This is a genomic window from Paenarthrobacter sp. TE3676 (assembly GCF_056279165.1).
The window spans coordinates 269,852-291,885 of sequence record NZ_JBWBQU010000005.1 but is presented as its reverse complement, the minus strand read 5'-3'; the positions used below and the strand labels follow the sequence as shown (position 1 = coordinate 291,885).

At 63.3% G+C, this 22,034-nt stretch carries 20 protein-coding genes; 14 read left to right on the top strand and 6 right to left on the bottom strand.

Going from position 1 to position 22,034, the window contains the following annotated elements:
- The first annotated feature begins 46 nt into the window (after positions 1-46).
- The 8 genes from ACZ881_RS14140 to ACZ881_RS14105 all read left to right on the top strand — a co-directional run bounded on the left by ACZ881_RS14140 (position 47) and on the right by ACZ881_RS14105 (position 8,188).
- Positions 47-745: a GntR family transcriptional regulator gene (locus ACZ881_RS14140; protein ID WP_364308147.1), complete on the top strand. Its 699-nt coding sequence runs from the start codon at positions 47-49 to the stop codon at positions 743-745.
- A gap of 159 nt (positions 746-904) precedes the next feature.
- Positions 905-1,906: a sugar phosphate isomerase/epimerase family protein gene (locus tag ACZ881_RS14135; RefSeq protein WP_476116354.1), complete on the top strand. Its 1,002-nt coding sequence runs from the start codon at positions 905-907 to the stop codon at positions 1,904-1,906.
- A 3-nt stretch (positions 1,907-1,909) separates the two neighbouring features.
- Positions 1,910-3,664, top strand: a complete 1,755-nt coding sequence (gene dhaL, locus ACZ881_RS14130; RefSeq protein ID WP_476116352.1) for a dihydroxyacetone kinase subunit DhaL — start codon at positions 1,910-1,912, stop codon at positions 3,662-3,664.
- Positions 3,661-4,143, top strand: a complete 483-nt coding sequence (locus tag ACZ881_RS14125) for a ribose-5-phosphate isomerase (protein WP_091465852.1) — start codon at positions 3,661-3,663, stop codon at positions 4,141-4,143. Before dhaL ends, ACZ881_RS14125 begins: the two co-directional genes overlap by 4 nt.
- 2 nt (positions 4,144-4,145) lie before the next feature.
- Complete coding sequence (locus ACZ881_RS14120) at positions 4,146-5,135, top strand: 3-hydroxyacyl-CoA dehydrogenase family protein (protein ID WP_091465854.1); 990 nt, start codon at positions 4,146-4,148, stop codon at positions 5,133-5,135.
- Positions 5,136-5,155: 20 nt separating this feature from the next.
- On the top strand, positions 5,156-5,920 hold the full coding sequence (locus ACZ881_RS14115; protein ID WP_476116349.1) for an SDR family NAD(P)-dependent oxidoreductase: 765 nt from the start codon (positions 5,156-5,158) through the stop codon (positions 5,918-5,920).
- Positions 5,921-6,067: 147 nt separating this feature from the next.
- Positions 6,068-7,417 carry an MFS transporter gene (locus tag ACZ881_RS14110; RefSeq protein WP_091465855.1) on the top strand — a complete coding sequence of 450 codons (1,350 nt, stop codon included), beginning with the start codon at positions 6,068-6,070 and terminating at the stop codon, positions 7,415-7,417.
- A 6-nt stretch (positions 7,418-7,423) separates the two neighbouring features.
- Positions 7,424-8,188 carry a triose-phosphate isomerase family protein gene (locus ACZ881_RS14105; RefSeq protein ID WP_476116347.1) on the top strand — a complete coding sequence of 255 codons (765 nt, stop codon included), beginning with the start codon at positions 7,424-7,426 and terminating at the stop codon, positions 8,186-8,188.
- Here the strand turns inward: ACZ881_RS14105 and ACZ881_RS14100 are convergent.
- Entirely contained in the window at positions 8,181-11,753 is a 3,573-nt protein-coding gene (locus ACZ881_RS14100) for a TM0106 family RecB-like putative nuclease (protein WP_476116345.1), read from the bottom strand. The two genes, ACZ881_RS14105 and ACZ881_RS14100, sit on opposite strands and share 8 nt — an antisense overlap.
- Positions 11,754-11,851: 98 nt before the next feature.
- On the opposite strand from ACZ881_RS14100, the gene ACZ881_RS14095 reads away from it, so the two are divergent.
- Positions 11,852-12,304, top strand: a complete 453-nt coding sequence (locus ACZ881_RS14095) for a nucleoside deaminase (protein WP_429331461.1) — start codon at positions 11,852-11,854, stop codon at positions 12,302-12,304.
- A 132-nt stretch (positions 12,305-12,436) separates the two neighbouring features.
- Positions 12,437-12,871 carry a CBS domain-containing protein gene (locus tag ACZ881_RS14090; protein WP_476116342.1) on the top strand — a complete coding sequence of 145 codons (435 nt, stop codon included), beginning with the start codon at positions 12,437-12,439 and terminating at the stop codon, positions 12,869-12,871.
- Between the two features lie 47 nt (positions 12,872-12,918).
- Here ACZ881_RS14090 and ACZ881_RS14085 read toward each other — a convergent pair whose 3' ends face one another.
- A complete protein-coding gene (locus ACZ881_RS14085; protein ID WP_091465863.1) occupies positions 12,919-13,215 on the bottom strand; it encodes a hypothetical protein in 297 nt (98 codons plus the stop codon).
- Positions 13,216-13,303: 88 nt separating this feature from the next.
- Here ACZ881_RS14085 and ACZ881_RS14080 point away from each other — a divergent pair, with 88 nt between their 5' ends.
- Positions 13,304-15,766, top strand: a complete 2,463-nt coding sequence (locus ACZ881_RS14080; RefSeq protein WP_476116340.1) for a Tex family protein — start codon at positions 13,304-13,306, stop codon at positions 15,764-15,766.
- A gap of 91 nt (positions 15,767-15,857) precedes the next feature.
- On the opposite strand, the gene ACZ881_RS14075 is transcribed toward ACZ881_RS14080, so the two are convergent.
- The 3 genes from ACZ881_RS14075 to ACZ881_RS14065 all read right to left on the bottom strand — a co-directional run bounded on the left by ACZ881_RS14075 (position 15,858) and on the right by ACZ881_RS14065 (position 18,312).
- Positions 15,858-16,889: an alpha/beta hydrolase gene (locus tag ACZ881_RS14075; RefSeq protein ID WP_476116338.1), complete on the bottom strand. Its 1,032-nt coding sequence runs from the start codon at positions 16,887-16,889 to the stop codon at positions 15,858-15,860.
- Positions 16,886-17,248 (bottom strand): DUF1622 domain-containing protein, encoded by a 363-nt coding sequence (locus tag ACZ881_RS14070; protein WP_476116336.1) that lies wholly within the window; start codon positions 17,246-17,248, stop codon positions 16,886-16,888. The genes ACZ881_RS14075 and ACZ881_RS14070 overlap by 4 nt, the downstream gene beginning before the upstream one ends.
- A gap of 149 nt (positions 17,249-17,397) precedes the next feature.
- On the bottom strand, positions 17,398-18,312 hold the full coding sequence (locus tag ACZ881_RS14065; RefSeq protein ID WP_476116334.1) for an MSMEG_6728 family protein: 915 nt from the start codon (positions 18,310-18,312) through the stop codon (positions 17,398-17,400).
- An 83-nt stretch (positions 18,313-18,395) separates the two neighbouring features.
- Between ACZ881_RS14065 and ACZ881_RS14060 the strand changes: the two genes are divergently transcribed.
- The 3 genes from ACZ881_RS14060 to ACZ881_RS14050 all read left to right on the top strand — a co-directional run bounded on the left by ACZ881_RS14060 (position 18,396) and on the right by ACZ881_RS14050 (position 20,863).
- Positions 18,396-19,427, top strand: a complete 1,032-nt coding sequence (locus ACZ881_RS14060; RefSeq protein WP_476116332.1) for an adenosine deaminase — start codon at positions 18,396-18,398, stop codon at positions 19,425-19,427.
- A 145-nt stretch (positions 19,428-19,572) separates the two neighbouring features.
- Positions 19,573-20,484: a pullulanase X25 domain-containing protein gene (locus ACZ881_RS14055; RefSeq protein ID WP_476116330.1), complete on the top strand. Its 912-nt coding sequence runs from the start codon at positions 19,573-19,575 to the stop codon at positions 20,482-20,484.
- Positions 20,485-20,578: 94 nt separating this feature from the next.
- Positions 20,579-20,863, top strand: coding sequence for an acylphosphatase (locus ACZ881_RS14050; RefSeq protein ID WP_091465875.1), 285 nt, complete (start codon positions 20,579-20,581; stop codon positions 20,861-20,863).
- 264 nt (positions 20,864-21,127) lie between these two features.
- Here the strand turns inward: ACZ881_RS14050 and ACZ881_RS14045 are convergent, their stop codons facing one another.
- A complete protein-coding gene (locus tag ACZ881_RS14045; protein WP_476116328.1) occupies positions 21,128-22,021 on the bottom strand; it encodes a ribokinase in 894 nt (297 codons plus the stop codon).
- Positions 22,022-22,034 lie beyond the last annotated feature (13 nt).

Here is a 22,034-nt window from a genome sequence, read left to right as displayed (position 1 = left end):
GCACTCGCCTGAGTGCCGACGTCGTGCGTTCCTATAGGATTTGTGCATGGCTGATCCTTCCTCGACCGTTGCCCGCGCCGGCTTTCCTGTCAGCCGGCAAGTGCTGGCCGACCATGTTTACGAGGCCCTCCTGGAGTGGCTCATGGATGGTCGGCTGGAGCCAGGAGCAGCAGTCAGCATTGACGGAATGGCGAGGGAACTCGACGTTTCGCCGACTCCTGTACGGGAGGCGTTGGCCCGTTTGGAGCACACAGGCATGGTGCGGCGTGTTGCCCTGAAGGGCTATCGGGTGGCTCCGGTCTTCACGCGAGAGGACTTCGCTGAGCTCATGGAAGCGCGTTTGTCCATTGAGCCGGTGAACGCGCGGTTGGCCTGTTCGCGTATGACGCCCGATGGCCTCGACGCATTGAAGCAAGCCGTGGAGGACCTCAAGACTGCTCCGCGGGGCGGTACCTTCGCTGAGTATCGCAGTTACCTCGAGGCAGATGAACGCTTCCATCAGCTCATCGCCGCGCAGGCCAACAATCAATTCCTGCTCGCGGCCTACAACACCTTGGGCGGCCAGATTCAGCGCTTCCGATTGTTTGGGGGAGTGGGTATCACCGACGCCGAACAAGCAATTGCCGAGCACCAGGCAGTGCTCGATGCCATGACCAGCGGTGATCCGGAGAAGGCCGCAGCCATGATGGTTGATCACGTCGAAAAAGTACGCGGCCGGGCGATGGCGGACGCTCCGGAGGACTAATTCCGGCGCCCTCGGTTGCAACCACAAAGCGCAATTCGTGACCCCCTTCACACTCATATGTATGACATATAGGATCTAGGAAGTTTCGCAAAAGGGTTGACAGCTTCACTCGGTTCGTAAATCCTATAGGAAACAGGATTCCACGAAGGAGTGATCATCATGGCGTACACCGCCGAGAATTGGCCCATCACCGCGGCCCTCCTGCAGTTCCCCGGCACCGATGCCGCAGGACAGCACGTCAACGACGCCGACGCTTCGGTCTGGGCGTCCGTCCTCCAGGAAGTGAAAGAGGCTGGGTTCGCGAACGCAGACCTCACGGACAGCTGGGTCCGCCCGGGCGACCTCAGCAAGGGACGCCTCGTCGAGTTCAAGCAGACGGCCGACAACGTGGGAATCGGCATCCCCGTCATCTCCGCCATACGCCGCAGCGTCATCCACGCCACGGATTGGGCCGCCAACCTCGCCTACAGCCACCGCACCATCGACGCCGCTGCAGAGCTTGGCTGCGAAGTAGTCTCCTTCGGACTCCACCAGGCCATCACCCCCGAACAGCAGAAGCAGTTGTGGTTCTGGACCGTCGAGGGTTACAAGGATCCCGTGGGCGACAAGGAAGCGTGGGGCAACGCAGTTTCCCGGATCCGTGAGCTCGGAAAGCACGCAGCAGAAGCCGGCATCCTCATCTCCTTGGAAATGTACGAGGACACCTACCTCGGCACCGCTGATTCCTCCGTGCAGCTGGTCCAGGACATCGGCTTGGACAACGTTGGCCTGAACCCGGACCTCGGCAACCTGATCCGCCTGCACCGGCCTATCGAGGACTGGCGCGAAATGGTGGCGAAGACCCTGCCGTACTCCAACTACTGGCACATGAAGAACTACATCCGCGACGAAGATGTGGCCCGCGACAGCTACGTCACCATGCCGGCCCCCATGGAAAGCGGGCTCATCAACTACCGCGAGGCCTTCAAGTTTGCGCTTTCCGTCGGCTTCCAAGGCATCCTCTGCACAGAGCACTACGGCGGCGATGGCTTGAGCGTCACGGCCAGCAACCAGGACTACCTCCGCCGCCACGTCCTGCCGAAGGCCGAAGGCTACGAACTCGGCACCAGCCAGGTAGCCCAAGGACGCCAGGTACCGGCAACCCAGCTCGCGGGAGTCTAGGAAATGACACAGATTTTCGACAACCCGGCAGACTTTGCCGATGAAGCGCTGGACGGCTTTGTAGCCGCCAACCGCGGCTATGTTTCCCGAGTGGACGGCGGTGTAGTCCGCTCCACGGAGGTTCCCTCCGGCCAGGTGGCTTTGGTAGTCGGCGGCGGTTCGGGACACTACCCGGCTTTCGCTGGACTGGTAGGCCCCGGACTGGCGACGGGATCAGCCTGCGGCAACATGTTCGCCTCACCGGCAGCCGGCCAGGTGTACCGGGTAGCCAAGGCGGCCAACGCCGGTGGCGGCGTCCTGCTCAGCTACGGCAACTACGCCGGCGACGTCCTGCACTTCGGCCAGGCACAGCTCCGGCTCAACGCCGAGGGCATCGAAACCCGAACCGTCACCGTTACCGATGACATTGCCAGCGCGCCGATCGAACAACTGGAGAAGCGCCGCGGAATCGCCGGCGACCTGACAGTTTTCAAGATTGCCGGCGCCGCCGCAGAAGCGGGACTGAACCTTGACGACGTCGAGCGGTTGGCCATCAAGACCAACCACCGGACGCGGTCGCTGGGCGTGGCCTTTGACGGTTGCACGCTCCCCGGCGCCAAGGATCCGCTGTTCCACGTTCCTGCCGGGCAGATGTCGCTGGGCCTCGGAATTCATGGCGAGCCCGGAATCTCGGAACACCCGATGCCCACTGCCTCCGAGCTGGCGGAGCTGCTGGTGACCAAGCTGCTCGCGGACAAACCTGAGGACGCCGGGGACCGGGTTGTGGCTATCGTCAACGGCCTTGGCACGGTGAAGTATGACGAACTCTTCCTCCTGTTCGGCAAGGTCGAGAAGCTTCTCAGCGCTGCGGGCCTCACCGTGGTGGAGCCCGAGTGCGGTGAGCTGGTGACCAGCCTGGACATGTCCGGGCTCTCCCTGACATTGCTGTGGTTGGACGATGAACTTGAGGAGTACTGGGCCGCGCCAGCCGACACTCCGGCGTTCCGCAAGGGCAGTATGTCGCCTCGCGCCCCTCGCACTGAGGCAGCAGTCGACGACGCCGAAACCGCCGACGTCGAGCAGCCCACCCCGGCAGCCGCTGAACTCGGGCGGCAGGCAGTGGCCATCCTCGCCCAGGTGCGTGACGTCGTCGTCGAGCATGAAGAGGACCTCGGCAAGCTGGACGCGATCGCCGGCGACGGTGACCACGGTATCGGCATGCGGCGCGGCGTCGATGCTGCAGCCGCCGCAAGCGAAGGCGCCGAAGGGGCTTCGGTTGCTCGCGTTCTGACCGCAGCCGGGGAAGCCTGGAGCGAACGGGCCGGCGGGACGTCCGGGGCGCTCTGGGGTTCCGCAGTGATCGCTGCCGGGCTGTCGCTGGGCAACCGTGACACGTATACCTCGGAGGACGCGGCGGCCGCTGTGAGGGACTTCGTCCGCGCCATTACCGAACTCGGCAAAGCCGATCCCGGGGACAAAACCATGGTGGACGCCCTCCTGCCCTTCCGGGACACCTTCCTCACGGAGCTCGACGGCGGGACTCCGGTTGACCGGGCCTTGGCAGTTGCCGCTGCGGCAGCTGAGTCCGCTGCCGCGAAGACAGCTGAACTCCGGCCGCTCAAGGGCCGGGCGCGACCCCTCGCGGAAAAGAGCATCGGCCACCCTGATCCAGGCGCAGTGTCCTTTGGCTTGATTGCCGCCAGGATTTCCCACTTCATCGACTCACAACTGGCCACCGCGTCTTCAGCGGCAGCAGCAGGAAACGGAGCCCAAGCATGAGCAACACCCAAGGCTGGCGCATCATCGTCGGCAACGATGAGGCCGGTGTTGAGTACAAGCAGGCACTCGTTGCCTTGCTGGAAGCAGACCCGCGCGTGGCCTCGGTGACGGATGTCGGCGTCGGCTTCAATGACTCCACCGCCTACCCGCACGTCGCCGTCGATGCCGCCCGCAAGGTGGCCGACGGGGAAGCTGACCGCGCACTCTTGATCTGCGGCACTGGACTTGGAGTGGCCATTGCGGCGAACAAGGTCCCCGGCATCCGCGCCGTCACAGCCCACGACAGCTACTCCGTTGAACGGTCAGTGCTGAGCAACAACGCCCAGGTCCTGACGCTCGGACAGCGGGTGATTGGCTTGGAGCTGGCCAAAAAGCTCGTAGGGGAGTGGCTCGACCACCGCTTCGACCAAACCTCGTCCTCCGCCGCCAAGGTGGACGCCATCTGCTCGTACGAGCCCGATTACACGAAGGCAGTCTGAACATGACCACTCCTGAAGCAACCGAACCCACCGCCAACAACGCAGCCCGGAAGATCGCCGTCGTCGGCTCCGGCTACATGGGCGGCGGCATCGCCCAAGTGCTGGCGCTCGGTGGCGCCCGCGTTGCGCTTGCCGATGTGTCTGCCGAGATCGCGCAGAAGAACTACGACCGCCTGCTGGTGGAGTCGGACCAGTTCATCGCCGACGGACTCTTCCCGGCGGGATCCACAGAGATCCTCAAGCAGAACCTGTGGGCAGCCAAGGACATCGAGGAAGCTGTTGCCGACGCTGACTTCATCGAGGAGTGCGTTCCCGAGGTACTGGAAATCAAGCACCAGTCCTTGGCCCGGATCAGCGCCGCGGCCCGCCCGGATGCCGTGATCGGTTCCAATACGTCCACGATTTCCATCGCTGCCCTCGCTGAAGCCGTGACCCATCCCGAGCGCTTCCTGGGTGTGCACTTCTCCAACCCGTCGCCGTTCATTCCCGGTGTCGAGATCATCCCCCACGCTGAAACTTCTGCCGCAACGGTGGCCGCATCGCGCGAGCTGGTCCATGCGGCCGGTAAGCAGACCGCCGTCGTCAAGGACGTCACGGGCTTCGTGCTGAACCGCCTGCAGTACGCGCTGTTCCACGAGGCAGCCCAGCTGGTGGAGCAGGGAATCGCAACGGCGGACGACGTCGACACCCTGGTGCGTACGACGTTCGGCTTCCGCTTGCCCTTCTTTGGTCCGTTCGCCATCGCGGACATGGCTGGCTTGGACGTCTACAACTTCTGCTACAAGTCGCTGCAGACCGGTTTCCCGGAACGATTCGCGACGCCGAAGATCCTCTCCGACCTTGTGGAAGCGGGCAAGCTCGGCACCAAGACCGGCGCAGGCTTCCTCAACGTGCCCGCCGAGCGCACTCCGGAACTCATCGCCTACCGCAACAAGGCCTACGTCGCCATGCAGAAGCTCATTGAAGAGCTCGGCCCGGCCCCCATCAACTAACTCTTCCTAGGAGAAAACACATGACTTTCCCCGCTGAACGCACCGCAATCGTCACCGGCGCCGTCTCTGAACGCGGTATTGGCCGCGCTACCGTCAACTACCTGGCCGCCCAAGGCTGGAACATCGGCATCATCGATCTTGATGACGCCGCCTGCAGGATCGCAGCCAAGGAAATCGCCGCTGAGTATGGCGTGCGGGCACACGGCGTTGGCGCAAATGTGGCAAGTGAAGCCGAGGTCCGTACGGCCATTGACGAACTTGAGGCCGAACTGCCGCAGATCGTCGCACTGGCCAACGTTGCCGGTGTCAGCTCGCCGGTTGGCTACCTTGAGCTCGAACCCGCTGAGTGGGACCGCGTCCTGAACATCAACCTCAACGGCGTCCACTACGCCACCCGCCGCGTGGCCGAATCCATGGTCAAGAACCGGATCGGTCGCATCGTGAACATCTCATCGGTCTCCGCCCAGCGCGGCGGCGGCACGTTCTCCAAGACCCCGTACTCCGTGGCCAAAGCCGGCGTCATCGGTTTGACCCGCGCTACGGCCCGTGAACTTGGCGAGTACGACATCACCGTCAATGCCATCTCTCCCGGCCCCATCGACACCGACATCATGGGTGGAACGCTGAGCCAGGAACGCAAGGATGAGCTCACCAAGGACCTGGTAGTGAACCGTGTGGGTTCCACCCGGGACATTGCCGCCGCCATCGCCTTCCTCATCAGCGAGGACTCCGGATACATCTCCGGCCAGACGCTGAATGTGGATGGCGGACTGTACATGCACTAGGGCCCGTGCCGTGAAGACCTGGACACGAGAACGCAAGATCTACCTTGCCGTGGGCGTCCTCGCCTGCGCAGTGGGCATGGTGCTCATTTTCTTCCCGCGCTGATCGCGCTGCTCTAGTCATTTCCTGTCACTCAAAGAGGAGTTTCAATGTCTGTTGCCACCAATTCCACTAAGGAGTTGCTGGATACGCCGGTCTTGAAGTCGGCGATTTCCAAAGCCTCGCGGCGGCTCATGCCAATGCTCGTCATCCTGTACGTGGTGGCCTTCCTGGACCGCACCAACGTTGGCTTCGCCGAAGCCGCGCTGGAAGTGGATAAGGGCATTACCGCAGGAGCTTACGCGCTGGGCGCCGGTATCTTCTTCATCGGCTATGCCCTTTTTGAGATCCCCAGCAACCTGCTGCTCACCAAGTTCGGAGCGAAGGTGTGGCTCGCCCGCATCGCCATTACCTGGGGCATCGTTTCGGCGTGCTTCGCTTTCGTCCAGGGTGAGACGTCCTTCATCATTCTTCGGTTCCTGTTGGGGGTCACCGAGGCCGGCCTCTTCCCGGGCGTCATCATGTTCCTGGCCGCATGGTTCCCCAACAAGGTCCGCGTGAAGATGTTCGCCATCTTCTACCTGGCCCAGCCATTCTCCCAGATGATGGGCGCACCGCTGTCGGGGTGGCTCATCAACATCGGCGACCAGGTTCCGGGCGTAGCTGGCTGGCAGGTCATGTTCTTCGTAGAAGGCATGCTCGCCGTCGTGGCCGGTATCGCCGCCTACTTCTTCCTCATCAACAGCCCCCAGGACGCCAAGTTCCTTACCAAGGAAGAGAAACGGGCACTGTCCGATGTTATGGCATTGGAGGACACCGTGAAGGAAGAAACGGGTCCCCGTGGCGTCCTGGCATCCATGCGCAACGGCCGGGTCTGGTACTTCACCGTCATCTACTTCTGCCTGCAGGTTGCGGTCTACGGCGTGACGTTCTACCTGCCACAGCAGGTGGCGCAGTTGACCGGTCAGAAGGTGGGTATCGCCGTCGGACTCTTGGCCGCGATCCCGTGGTTCTTCGGCATCTTCGCTTGCTACTTCATCGGCAAAGCTGCCAACACTGTGGAACGCCGCCGCCGTTGGGGCACCGCATTGTTCATCTCCACAGGCCTCTGCATCTTCGGCTCCGCATGGGCGGGTGCGAACCAGATGCCGGCCGTCGGCATCATCTTCATCACCCTCGCGGTGTGCAGCTTCCTGTCGACGGGCCCCATCTGCTGGTCATACCCGACAGCGTTCCTCACCGGAACTGCTGCGGCTGCGGGCATCGGGCTGATCAACTCCCTTGGAAACCTGGGTGGGTTCGTTGCCCCGATCCTGCGCACCACGGTCAACCAGGTCACCGCCTCGGACACCGGCACCATGGGTGTCTACGCGCTGGGTGTGCTGCCCTTCGTGGCGGCTGTCCTGATGTTCGGCACCAAGCGCTTCAGCAACAAAGCCGACGAACTGCTGGGGAAGTAGTCGTCCGTGAAGCTGCCTGCTACTGACACACTGTTCATCGGTGTGAGCACCAAGATGTACATGGGCTACGCGCAGAGCCTGGAATGGCTGGAACAGCTGGTAGCTGAAGTGGACGCCCGTCCGGCCCTCGTGGCCGGGCGGGTGGTCCCGTTTGTGATCCCGTCGTTTCCGGTGCTGCCCGAGGCGGCGCGGTTGCTTGAAGGCACGCCATTGGTCCTGGGCGCCCAAAACTGTGGCTGGTCCGATGGTCCTTGGACGGGCGAGGTTTCGTCGTCGATGCTGGCGGAACTCGGTGTCGATCTCGTGGAGATCGGGCATGCAGAACGCCGCCGGTACTTCGCTGAGGATGAGGCGATGATTGCCCTCAAGGTGAGTGCCGCCGTCGACGCGGGACTGACGCCACTGCTGTGCGTGGGGGAGCCTGAAACCCTGGCCCCGGCGGCAGCAGCTGACACGGTTTACCGGCAGATCAAGGCAGCTGTGTCCGGCGACTGGTCCGTTGCCTCCGGGCTGGTCATTGCTTACGAGCCTGTATGGGCGATCGGTGCTGCCGAGCCGGCTTCGGCAGAGTACGTTTCCCAAGTGGTGGACGCACTGCGGGATTCACTGGCCCAGCATGGCCTGGCCCGATTGCCCATCATCTACGGGGGTTCGGCTAAACCAGGTCTCCTTCCGCAGCTGAACGGGGTGTCCGGGCTCTTCCTCGGCCGTTTTGCCCACGACGCCACCAACTTCGGAAGAGTCCTCGACGAGGCCCTCGCTGTCAGCTAACCCCGCGCTGGCAGAGGGCCACGAAGCCACCAAGATTCTCAAGACCCTCGGGATGCGTCGGCAGGTAGTTGGTCAGTTCGGGTGAACGCACGACGACGGCACGCCACTGACCGCGCGACACCGCCACGTTGATCCGGTTCCGGGACAGCAGGAACTCCATGCCCCGCGGGACTTCTCCGGCAGCTGACGCGGCCATGGAAACGATCACTACCGGAGCTTGCTGACCTTGGAACTTATCAACGGTACCCACCCGCACCTTGCCTAGTCCGGCGACCCGGAGATGGTGCTTGATCAGCTGGACCTGGGCGTTGTACGCGGCGACCACCAGGACGTCGGTTTCCTCGAGGGGACGGGGCGCCGGCGATTCCGAAGGGTCGAGCCAAGTCAGGCGGAGGTGGGCCTGGACCTGCCGGACCACCTCCGCCGCTTCCTCGGGTGAGGACGTTGAGTTACCGGTATGCGGGACGTAGACGCAGGAAATACCCGGAGCAACACCGTCCAGGTGCCGTTCCTTGGCCGCGGGTGCTGCCTCAAGTCGGTTGTCGTAGGAAAGCTCGGAAACTGCGCCGCAAAGCTCTGGATGCATGCGCCATGACAGCGCCAAAAAGTAGCCGAGTTCAGGCGGCAACGTGTTGTACCCGTCTGACAGCCAGCCGAGTGCTGATTCATCAACAGGTTCCGGATGCTTCCCTTGGGTGACCTGCGGAAGCTGCTGAGGGTCGCCTAAAAGCAGAAGCCGTTGTGCAGCCCGGCTAACGGCCATGGTGTTTGCCAAGGAGAACTGTCCGGCTTCGTCGATGACCAGGAGATCCAGCGAGCCCGCCGGAACCGAACTGCCCACCATGGTCCAGGCTGTTCCGCCAATCAAGGCCCCGCCCGGCTTGGACAACAGTTCTTCCACGTCGCCTTTGGCGCACTGTGTCCACGGCACGGGTTCGTCGTGTTTGACTTCCTTCGCCACCCGCTGGGGATCCAAACCGGCCTTCTCCACGGCAGCGCAGAGCATGTTCTCCACCACGGCATGCGACTGGGCCACGACGCCCACTTTCCAGCCAGCGGCGACGAGTCGGGCGATGACGTGGGATCCGACATACGTTTTGCCGCTGCCCGGAGGTCCCTGGACGGCCAGGTAGGAATTGTCCAAATCCTCGACCGCAGTTGTGATCGCGTCAACGTAGCCGTCCACTCCGGCCGCGAGGGCTGGCAGAGCTGGCAGTGTACGAAGCTTCGGCGGCTGCCTCCGCACAAGATCCAGGGAACAGTCCCGTGGCCACTGCGGCAGGGCAGCGCTGAGTTTTGTGGCCAAAGCCGCGAGTGCTGCCCGCTGCCCGTTGGTGGCAATGGGCGGATCCGGGGTAAGCGCCATGGGCAGTTGGCTGAACTCCGTGGAGTCCTTGCGAAGGCCTTCGGCGATGGTGACTGTTTCGAAGTCCTCGTCGTCTCCCACCTCAGTGACCAAAGTTCCGTTCCAGCCTGCACGGTCAAGCGCGGCGGATTCCTTCCCTTGGAGCGAGTCAGGCAGAGGAGGGCCGTACATGCGGAAGTATTTCTTACCGGGTTCCAGCCCGGCGCCGTCACCGGACCGGCCATAGAGTTTCACGAGCCGCGCAGGGTTGCTCCGAGGTGTCGGTTTCGCCCAGTCCTGCAGCAGTTCGGCGTGGTCGACAACGAAGAGGTCGCGCTCGTCAGGCCACTGGGATGTTGGTCTTTCCAAACGGTCGAAGTGTCCCCACCAGTGCTGCTTATCCTCGCGACGGTGATACCCGACGCCTGCGGCGACGATGCCGATAGCTCGGGAATCGGGAGTGGCTCTCAGGTCCTCGGGCAACCCGGCGAGGTAGTCGAAGAGTGCTTTCTCTTCCGGAGCCGCCTCATACTGATCCGGTTCGGTCTTAGCCGGTTCGGTATCTGCTGGGGGCGCTTCGTCCGCACCCCCTGGCGCGATGGAACGTTCCGCAGCACGGGCAAGCAACCAGTTGCGCAGTTCCAGAGTCGAAAGGCAGTCGTATTCGTTGTAGTCCCGGATGCCTTCGAGGATCACTGCTGCTTCTTCAGGGTTTCCGGTATCCCTGGCCATGCAGTAGTCCGCGTAGGCAACAACTGAGGCGCCGGCGTCGGTCACGTCACCCGAGCGCAGGTGTTGGCCCATGTAGAGAGGCTCGAGCTTTTTGATGCTGTAAGAGTTCTCTGAGATCCGGATGCTGTGCCGGACGGTGTCGTAGAGGTCCACCAGTACGCCTTGGCGCAGGAGGTCGTCGACGGCGGATTCGCCCACCACGTGCGTCAAAGACAGGTTGCGCAGGGCCGTCTTTTCGTAGGCAGCGTAGTGGTAGATGTGCATGCCCGGATATTGTGCCCGCCGCTTGACCACGTACTCAAGGAAGTCCACAAAGGCCTTGCCTTCTTCAGCCCGAGAGTGCGCCCAGAAGGGCCTGAACACCGGCTCGGTACCGGGTTCTACAGGGTTCTCAATGACCCCGAACAGGTACTCCAATCCCCACTTTTCGGTGACGGGGTCCTGCCACAGGGGATCGCCTTCGAAGTCGAAGAAGATGTCGCCCGGATCCGGTGCGGGTAGCCTGCCCAATGTGTGGTCCGGCAGGACGTTGTAACTGATGGCTTTGGCTTCACCGGACTTGGCCGTGTACTTGACTGTGCCATCAGGCGTACCTGTTCCGGTCTGCAGCCGCGCCTGCTCACGGAGCCGCAGCAACGTGGGGTCGCCCGCCTCGGGCATGGCTGCCAGTCCGTCAATGGTGGTAACGCCGGCCTCGATCAGCTTCTTGCGCCGACTGATCCGCATGCCGGCCACCATGAGGAGATCCCGATGAAGTTGTACTTGCTCAGCGCAGTAATCACACCGGCCACAGGCGGAATAGCGGTCGTCACCCCATTCCACAAGCCCGTTTTCCGAAACGTGCGCCTCGGTCATGCCAAGGAAGCGTTCCCGCCGTTCCCTGAAGACGGGAAGGACCTGGGCAAGGGGGTGGTCGCTGTGGACGCGGTTGCCCAGCACCAGGGTGACAGTGGGATGTGGTGTGATCCCGGCCTGGATGAGTTGATCGCCATAGGCTGCCAGCTGCAGGAGGGCTGTGACCTTGGCGTGCCGTGCGAGCTTGGTGTCGAAGACGGCGTACTGCCCGCCGGGGCGCTTCACCAGGAAGTCGGAGCGGCCATGGAATTGGCCATCGAAGAAGGCGGCCTGGAAGACGACGTCCGCGCCGGAGCGCAGGGCGTCGATGGATTCCGCATGCTTGGTCGAAAGGGTGGCGCGGTCCATCGCTGTGGCGGGGACGACGTCGTAAACACCTTTTCCTGTGGCCGCATCCCATGGCCCGAACTCAGCAACGAAATCATCCAGGACCCGGTGCTCGTGGACGTCGCCCAGCTTGGCTGTGCGCTCCAACATGGCGTCAGTTGCGAAGTCCGGTTTAGGCGTGCGGCCCAGTTTTTCGTCGAGTTTCCGGAGCAACTGGTACTCGCAGGTGGCGGCGATAACGAGGTCGCTGGCCGAGAACACCAAGTCCTGCGGGGCGCCCGCGATCTGAGGATCGAGAAAGAACAAAGCGACCCACCTGCCTTTCCATGCCGTGAATAAACCCTTGCAGCCAAGCTATCAGCGGGTCCTGACAATATAGAGCGCAGCCACTTTAGACTGCACGCATGACTGAAACAGCCCCGACCCCGGACCCCGCGTTCGAAGCCGCCTACCAAGCCGCACAAAAGAGCCTCAGCGAGGGCGGCATCCCCATCGGAGCCGCGTTGGCCCGTGGTGGGGAAGTCATTGCCAGCGGCCACAACGAACGCGTCCAGCACGGCGATCCGATCGCACACGGCGAGATGTCCGCGCTGAGGGCGGCCGGGCGTCAGAAGAGCTACCGCGACACCACCCTTTACACCACCTTGGCACCATGCGCGATGTGCACGGGAACCATCATCCAGTTCAAAATCCCCCGAGTGGTGGTAGGTGAGGCCGAAACGTTCCCCGGTGAATTCGACCTCCTGCGTTCACGCGGCGTGGAAGTCGTGGTGCTGGACGACCCCCGGTGTGTGGACATGATGCGCACATTCCAGGAGGAACACCCCGAATTGTGGGCTGAGGATATCGCCGAGTAGCAGCGGAAAGTGGACTCGGCAAAGGGTGCAGAATTCGCCTAGTCACGGCTAGCCACCGAGCGTAGGCTGACATCATCGGCGTCGGTGCCGAGAGGCCCCGCGTCGATGACCCCAATCGATGAAGGAGGATCCATGAGTGTCGTACGTGAATTCATGACAACCAATGCTCAGTGCATCGAAGAGGACAAAACTCTTCAGGAAGCCGCCAGGCTGATGCGGGACATGGACTGCGGTTCACTTCCCATCTGCGGCCACGACGGCAAGCTCACCGGCTTCATCACCGACCGCGACATCGTGGTCAAGTGTCTGGCAGAAGGCAGGGACGCCCGGGAAGTACGCGCCAGCGAACTCGCCACCGGCAAGCCCTTCTGGGTGGACGCCGATGCCAACGTTGACGAGGCCGTCACCATGATGGAGGAACATCAGGTGCGCCGCTTGCCCGTGATCAGCGACCACAAGTTGGTAGGCATCATCAGCCAGGGCGATATTGCGCGCAACCACTATGCAGAACAGCGCCTCGGCGAGATGGTGGAGCACATTTCAGCCAAGGAGCGCATGTCGCACTGATACCAGAGCCAACCTATAACCCAACCCAGCCGCCGCGAGGCATCCCTTTACAGGAACGCCTCGCGGCCCGTTCCCTCACGCAACACGAGTTCGCCGTCTTCAATCGAGACGAGCAGGCTCTTGGGTTTCCCCGCAAGCTTCTTCGTGGCGCTAAGCCTTCGGCTGCTGACCTCGACGCCCACGGTGGCACCCTTCGCCGGCAGCTCCACTGTCAATTCGTCGGCCATCCCCAACAGCGTCTTGGTGGACACATCCCTCTCAGACACAGCTTCCTTGCCGTTGACGGTCACTGTCACGTCATCGGAAGCAAACCCGTCCTGAAGAATGATGAGCAGTTCCTGCATGGTCCAACTACAGCACTAACACGGCCGCCCGGATAGGTCTTAGCGATACCTGCCTTCGGAAACTGTCGGCCATGTGAGGCAAACTGTCATGGTGACTTCAAATCTCCAACACCAGTCAGCTGACTCCGCCATCCACGCCATGATTGCCGAAGAACTCGGCGTCAAGACCTGGCAAGTCAAAGCCGCGGTGGAACTGCTCGACGCCGGATCCACCGTCCCCTTCATCGCCCGCTACCGCAAGGAAGTCACCGGGACGCTCGATGACACCCAGCTCCGCGACCTTGAGGAACGCCTCAGATATCTGCGTGAGCTGGAAGAACGACGCAAGTCCGTCTTGGAAGCGATCGCCGCCCAAGGCAAGCTGACCCCGGAACTGGAAGCCGCCGTCGTCGGGGCCGATACCAAGGCGCGCCTCGAGGACATTTACCTCCCGTTCAAATCCAAGCGCCGCACCAAGGCCCAGATCGCGCGCGAAGCCGGGCTGGAGCCGCTGGCCGATGTCCTGCTGGCCAACCCGCACCTGGACCCCGCCACCGAAGCCGCAAAGTACTTGAACGCTGAGCACTCCATCGACGACGCCGCCACAGCGCTCGCGGGAGCCCGCGCCATCCTGGTGGAGCGCGTCGGGCAGGACGCAGACCTCGCGGAGGACCTCCGTGAACGCCTCTGGAAGCAGGGACGCATGGTGTCGCGCGTCAAGAAAGGCATGGAGGCTGAAGGCCAGAAATTCAAGGACTACTTCGAATTCACGCAGGTGCCTTCCGGCATGCCGTCGCACCGTGTTCTTGCCCTGTTGCGCGGTGAGAAGGACGGCGTCCTTGAGTTGGATCTCGCCGAAGCAGACCCAGCCGACGACGACGCCCTGGCCGCCGCCCGCGGCCGCTATGAAAACGCTGTGGCCAAGTGCCTTGGGGTCGCCAATAACGGGCGGCCCGCGGATGCCTGGTTGACGCAAACAGCGCAGCTGGCTTGGCGGGGACGCATCCTGGATCGGCTGACCACGGACCTTCGGGGACGCATGTTCGCCGACGCAGAAGATGAAGCTGTTCGCGTGTTCGCCGCCAACCTGCGCGATGTCCTGCTTGCCGCACCTGCCGGCAACCGGGCAACGCTTGGCCTCGATCCCGGACTCCGGACCGGCGTGAAAGTCGCTGTCGTGGACGGCACCGGCAAGGTTGTCACCACGGACACCATCTACCCGCACGCACCGGCGAAAAAGTGGGACGAGGCGTTGGCCACGCTCGGACGGCTCGCGAAGCAGTACAACGTGGAGTTGGTGGCGATCGGCAACGGAACGGCTTCCCGCGAAACGGACAAATTGGCCACGGAACTCATCAAGTCACTCGAAGCTTCAGGCTCCAAGGGGATCCAGAAGCTGGTGGTGTCCGAGGCCGGGGCTTCGGTGTACTCAGCCTCCGCCCTCGCGGCTTCCGAACTCCCTGGCATGGACGTCTCGCTTCGGGGTGCTGTTTCCATCGCCCGCCGGCTTCAGGACCCCTTGGCCGAGTTGGTCAAGATCGAACCCAAGTCCATCGGCGTGGGGCAGTACCAGCACGATGTCACCGCCGCCAAGCTCGACCGCTCGCTGGATGCCGTGGTGGAAGACTGCGTGAACGCCGTGGGCGTGGACGTGAACACGGCATCGCCCGCGCTGCTTAGCCGCGTGGCCGGCGTCGGGCCGCTGCTGAGCGAGAACATCGTGGCCTATCGGAACGAGAATGGGCCGTTCGCCAAGCGCAGCGACCTCAAGAAGGTGCCCCGGCTGGGTGCCAAGGCGTTCGAGCAATGCGCGGGCTTCCTCCGGATCACCGGGGGAGCGGAGCCATTGGATGCCTCCAGCGTGCACCCGGAAGCATATTCCGTGGCTCGGAAGATCCTCGTAGCGGCCGGTGGCGGTCCCGCCACGGCGTTGGATCCGCAGGCATTCGTCGATGACACATTCGGCCTCCCGACCGTCAAGGACATCATGTCCGAGCTGGAGAAGCCCGGCCGCGACCCCCGTCCCGCGTTCAAGGCGGCCTCCTTCTCTGAAGGCATCGAGAAGATCTCAGACCTCAAGCCCGGCATGATCCTGGAGGGCACTGTCACCAACGTGGCCGCGTTCGGCGCCTTCGTGGACGTCGGAGTGCACCAGGACGGGCTGGTCCACGTCTCGGCACTGTCCAACAAGTTCGTCTCGGACCCACGGGAGATCGTGAAGTCCGGCCAGGTGGTGCGGGTCAAGGTGTTGGAGGCCGATCCCGAGCGCAAGCGGATCTCCCTCACCCTGAGGCTCGACGACGAACCCGGCACTGCTGGTGGGCGCACCTCGGGTGGACGTGCCTCAGGCGGCGAACGTGCTGGTGGTCAGCGCGGCGGCGGCCAAGGTGCCCAGCGCGGCGGCGGCCAAGCCGGGCAGCGTTCGGGCCAACCTGGTCAGGGTTCACAACGGCAGGGCCAGGGTGATCGGCGTCAGGGCGGCGCGCGCCAAGGCAAACCCCAGCAGGCTCCGGCCGCTCCTGCCAACACAGCAATGGCTGAAGCATTGCGAAGGGCCGGACTGGGTAAGTAAGCCCCGCTGCCAACGAATCCCGCCCTTGTTCGAGTGCCGTCCCGTTCTACGGTGAGTCGGACGAACACGGGCCGGATTCGTGAGCGGATGCCTACAAACCCGCGGTCCGGGCCTCCCACGCCTCTGCGTTCGAAGCCTGCAGAGCCATCGGTAGCCAGCGCCCGATACGTTCGAACGCCTGGCGCCTGACCGGTTCCGGCGACAGGAAAATGTCGTGGAACGCGTTCGGCAGCCGGCTCACCGTGACGGTGTCCGCCAGGGACAACGCGCGGTGGGCCACGGCGTCGACGTTGAGTGCTACGTCAGCGGTGAGCGCGTCGGCGGACCACTTTGGTTGGAGATAGCTCTTGTCCGAGAGCAACACGAGCACCGGAACTTCGATGCCCAAACCTGCTGCGACGGTTGCCTGGCCACGAAACACGGCGTCGAGGAAGGCCGGAGTGATAGGGAATCCGCGGTCAGGCCGCCACTCGAGGTTGTAGTCCCATTCGCCGTCAAGAGTGGCTGATACGGCCCGGGTGTAGATTCCCGGATCCACTGGTGGCAGCGGTGTCAAGGGGTGAAGACGGGCATGGAGTCCCACGAGGGGTGCGATCGCCCGCCTCCCGAGTTCGGTCGCCTGGAATTCCAGCCAAGGGCTGTTGAGGATTACGGCCGATGCGATGCCGGGATGGCGGGCGGCCCACAGGCTGAGGGTGAGCCCACCGGTGGAGTGTCCAAACAGGATGAGCGGCCGGTCCACGCCCGAAACACCAGAGCGGCCCATGGCTGAAAGCGCTGCTTGGATGTCGGCGTCGTAGTCCGCGAGGTTGGTGACGAAGCCCGGCACCATTCCAGGGCTTAGGCTGCGACCATAATTATGCAGGTCCAGGGCGTAGAAGCGAGCGCCGGCCCGATGCCAGAACTCGGCCACATGCTTTTGGAAGAAGTAGTCGGACCAGCCATGGACGTACAGAACGTCGGCGTCGATTCCACCGTCGTCGGGAATTTCGCCGGGGACCGCGAGCCACTCCGGGGCGACCCCGAGGTACCGCACCAAGGTGGCGGTAGCGCCGCCGTCGAGCTTTAGCGTTTGTTGCTCAAATCCCTCGCCAAGAATGTCCGGGGTCCACGGCTGCGTCATGAGTTTTTTTCCTTCTGCCACGGCCAGCGGCCCGTTATTTCGAGCTCGAGGGAGAAGCTGAGGAAGGTACGGATCAGCACGATGATGGCCAGGACGCCGACGCTCTCAAAGGTAGGGGTCACGGCGACGGTCCGGATGATGTCGGCGGCCACCAGGAGTTCGAGCCCCAGCAGGATGGACCTGCCCAGCAGTTGCCGGTATGAGCGGTACGGAGAGAAGGGTGCTAGGCCCGGGGCGCGTTTTGGTTGATACCCTCGCAGGGCCAAAGGGACGGACACCAAGGCCCCGATCACCATGACTGCCACCCCCGCGAAGTCCATGTACCGGCCGACTTCTTCGATGACGTGCTGGAAATCCATGGCCCTCCCTGCCTAGGTGCGTGCCTCCACCGTCTCACAGAGCCATCGCCGCACGCAGCAAACAACGACGGCGGCAGCCGGGTTCCGTTCAGAAGAACCTGGCTGCCGCCGTCGGGCGCTGATAAAAGGTGCCGCTACAGCGCCGGCCGCTACAGCGCCGGGGCCGGTACCGGGAAGAAGACCCGTGGATCCTGAAGCAGTGCGGGGTAGTCGAAGTCGGAGCGCTTGATCACCTTGGTGACCTCGAAGTTGCGCGCGAACCGGCCGTCAACGGTAATGGGTCGGCCCTGGATCAGGCCAACAGCGAAGGTTTGGCCACCGTCGAAGGGAACGGCAAGTTCGGTCTTGCCGGGCAGGGTGTTGAATGCCTGTTCCTGGGCCTGACGCTTGCGCGTGGGCTTCTTCTCTTGCTGCTTAACGGGCCGCTTCTTCGGGCCCTTAACCTGACGGCGGGACTTCTCCTCTGCGTACACGAACTGGTACTCGTCGGGGTCTGCCGTGGCAGCGGCACGGGCCTTGCCGTGCGGCGGCATGGCGACGGTGGTGAGCTGCTCCGGACGGAGGTCCTCCACGTTGGCGCGCAGGATCAGCAAGCGATCCTCTTCCGGGTCCTCCGGGTGGAACTCGTGCTTGGGTTCCGGCCACACGTACTCGAGCTTTTCCTCGGTGCCGGGGAAGATCAGGGAGTAGTGCTTGGGATCCTTGGAAATCAGCTTGGAGCGGTGGCTGAGGTGCAGGTCCTCGTGTCCGAGCCACGGCGGCATGACGATCCTGGAGGCGTAGTCAGGGTGGGCCGCCTGCGGGGCGAACTCCGTGATGTTGGTGCGCGTGTTGTCCGGGTGGCCGCGCGCAATCCACTCGTCGGCCATGGCCAGGCCGTACATGGTGAGCGCGGGGACGTGCCCCATCCACATGCGCACGGCGGGGTGGGACTGCCAACCGTACTCCGGGATCACCAACGCGCGGAGAACCTGAAGGGCTTCGACGCGCTGTTTGCCGAGCCTTGAAGTGTCGAGCGCCGCGGCACTCTCACGGAAATCGGCGAAAGGGAGGAAAGTCTGCATCCTTTCAGTTTGAGGGTGCCGGGCGTAAGAACCAAGTTGAGTGCTCCGGGACACGTGCCGGTGTTGGGGCCTAGAGTTGTCGGGTGGAAACTTTTGGCGAGAAAACTACGACCACGGCGCCTCCGGTTGCCGAACTGCACCTGCACATCGAAGGGACTCTCCAGCCAGAGCTGATCTTTGCCCTGGCCGAACGAAACGGCATCGAACTGCCATACGAAGACATCGAGGAACTCCGGGAAAAGTACGAGTTCACTGACCTGCAATCTTTCCTGGACCTCTACTACGCCAACATGGCCGTCCTGCAGACCGAGCAGGACTTCACTGACATGACGCGCGCCTACCTGAAGCGGGCTGCGGCCGGGGGAGTGCGCCACGCGGAAATCATGATGGACCCCCAGGCCCACACCTCCCGGGGCGTGGCCTTGGAAACCTGCGTCAATGGTGTGGCCAACGCACTGGCCACCTCCGAGGAAGATTTCGGTGTCTCCACCCTCCTCATCGCTGCGTTCCTGCGCGACATGTCGGAGGACTCGGCTCTTGAGGTGCTGGACCAGCTCCTGGCAATGCACGCTCCGATCGCCGGGATCGGTTTGGACTCCGCGGAGGTGGGCAATCCGCCGTCGAAATTCGAGCGCCTGTACCAGCGCGCCAGCGAGGCCGGTTTGCGGAGAATCGCGCACGCGGGCGAGGAAGGACCTGCCTCCTACATCACCGAGGCCTTGGACGTACTTCACGTGGAACGGATCGATCACGGCATCCGCTGCATGGAAGACACGGATGTAGTGCAACGACTCGTCGCTGAGCAGGTTCCCTTGACCGTCTGCCCGCTCTCCAATGTCCGGCTCCGCGCGGTGGATAAGCTGGCTGACCACCCCTTGCCCGAGATGTTGGCGATTGGGCTGAACGTTTGCGTGAATTCGGACGACCCCGCTTACTTTGGCGGTTACGTGGACGACAACTTCGAGCAACTGGTCAAGGTCCTGGAGTTCTCGGTTCCGGAGCAGGCCACCTTGGCTGCAAACTCCATCCGGTCCTCCTTTGCCAGTGACGCCCGCAAAGCGGTGCTGTTGGACGAGGTCACGGAGTGGGTCAAGGCATCCGTGTCCCCCGCTTAGAGCACGGCAGCCGAGACCCGTGGATCACTTGCGGCGTCTGTGATGTCACACTCAGTCACGACACACGGTGTTTACCTTCCGCAGTCGCGGGAATTAACAATTCATTGGCAAACTTCTAGGGAGTATCCACCGTTGAAGGAGAAGCATGGGCGCGAATACCGCCGAGAACACCAACCTTCGTCTGAAGGCCGTACTGGACATCCTCGCTGAGAGCGTATGGTCCGGGGCTACGTTGAACGCCGGCGAGGTGCTGGCCGAAGCGATCGTCCGAGTACCTTTCAATGACCACGAGGCTGAACTTCTCAGTGGCGGCATCCCTCGCGGCCACAAGACCCTGACGTCCGCCTCGGCGAAGCTGGTCAAGGCTGGCTGGCTGGTCAAGGGCCGCTCGGGTTGGACCATTCCGGAGGACGGCCTGCGTGCGACAGTGGCCTTCCCGGACGCGCAGGCATTTGGAGCAGCGCTCGACGCCGGCACACCGGTACCGGCCGACGTCGCCGTTCCGACGGCCCCGCCTGTGAAGCCGCAAGCCAAGAAGACAGCTGCAACCAAAAGGGCCGCTGCGAAGAAGGCCACTGAGCCTAAAGTCGCGGCCGCTGATGTAGCTGAGCCGAAGGTTGCTGCCGCCAAGGTCTCTGCGCCGAAGGCCAAAGCTGCAACAGCCAAGGCTTCCTCCGCCGCGGTTGCCCCCACCGCTACGAAGTCCACGCGCAAGGCGTCGGCGAAAGCAGCAGCCGCCTCCGACGTCGAGACCCTGCCACAGCCTGACGCCGTGGCGATCGCCGGGGACTTCAATAAAATCCTGGGAGCACCCGAGGATTGGGCGCCGCAGTACGACGAAGCCCAGATGGATTTCAACCCGCTGGTCCAGGTTTGGACGCTGACGGCTGAGCTGCCCGCCGGCTTTTACACCTACAAGATCGCGCTGAACCGTTCATGGGACGAGAACTACGGTGCGTTCGGCGCCCGTGATGGTGCGAACCACGAGTTGAACCACGACGGCGGTCCGGTCACCATCACGTACAGCCACGCGACGCGGGACATCGTGGTCGGCTAGGTCTATTTCCGGCTCGAGACCTGCCCTTGTTCGTCCCACGTCCCGTTGTACGGTGAGTGGGACGAACAAGGGCAGGTCTCGTTAAGGTGGTTCCATGACTGACGAAACCCTTCGCCTCACAGCCCGCATCACCGGAGTGGTCCAAGGGGTCGGGTTCCGTTACTGGACTGCCCGTAAAGCTGACGAGCTCATGTTGAAGGGAACAGTCCGCAACGACCACGACGGCTCGGTGCTGTTGGTCGCTGAGGGGGAGCCATCCGAGGTCAGTCAGCTCACCTCCTGGCTCCACTCCACCCGGGCACCTGGGCGCGTGGACAACGTTGACTTTGAGGTTTCCGAAGCAACCGGGGAGTTCGACGACTTCCGCATTGTGGGCTGAGCCGTTGCTACGCCCCGGGCGATGCCGTGGTGAGCCCTGATTCGGTAGCGGCGAGGAGCAGCTCGTGGTCGTAAGCGACCAGCCTGTCGGTCTGCAGTCGAATGGCTGATGCCAAGTGAATAGCGTCCGCACTCCTCAACTGTCTCGGGAGTGCCGCTGCGTACATGAGGTCTGAGCGGGCCACGTCAACCAAGTTGATTCCGGCCAAAACGGCGTTGACGACGTCGAACGTAGCATCCTGCGCGCCGACAGCGTTTCCGCTGGTCAGGCGGGCTGAGCTGCAGTCCGCGTCGCCTCGACGTAGTGCTCCAGCGGCTGCAGCGCAGGCTGCGAGGAGCTGTCCCTGACAGCGTCGGCACCAACGGCGTTGGCTACTGACAAGGCGTGCGTGTACTCAAGTCCGGACTGGAGCGCCAGGACCAGCGCGGCGCAGAAGGCGTCCCCGGCACCGATGGTGTTGGCAATGTCGGTGACTCGCACCGCCGGAGCCCCGGCCACCCGTTCACCGTCGACGAAGATCGCCGAACCCTCGCCCCCGTAGGTCACTGCAACCAGCGGAGCGTCGCGGAGGGCCGGGATCAGTTGGTACTCTGTCTCGTTCACGATCACTAGGTCGCAACGTTCCAAGAGCTCGGGAATGATCGGTGCAGCAGGGGCAGCGTTCAAGACAAAGAACCCCTTGGCCTGGCGTGCGGCTTCCAGCACAACCTCCTGGTCGACTTCGAGTTGGCACAGGATGGCCTCGTCGTCAGCGAACTTAACACCCTCCAGGCTCACCGAAGCGTTGGCGCCGGGGCACACCACTATCTGGTTCTCGCCCCCACCGTCTACCAGCACCAGGGCGGTTCCAGTGGCAGCATCCGCCCGGGATACGTCCTGAACGTCGACGCCGGCGGCCGCCATCGCGCTGAGAAGGCTGGCGCCGGCGTCGTCCTGGCCTACGGCCCCCACCATGCGGGAGTGTCCGGCCAGCCGGGCCGCAGCAACAGCCTGGTTGGCGCCCTTCCCGCCGGGTTGTTGGCGGAGAACGCCTCCGCCAACGGTTTCACCAGGCGAGGGGAGACGGTTGGCTGTCGCCGTGATGTCGAGGTTAATGCTGCCCACCACCGTAAGCGTGGGGGCCAATTTGGGCGCAGGGGACTGCAGGGACGTGCTCATGGGAGAACCCTTT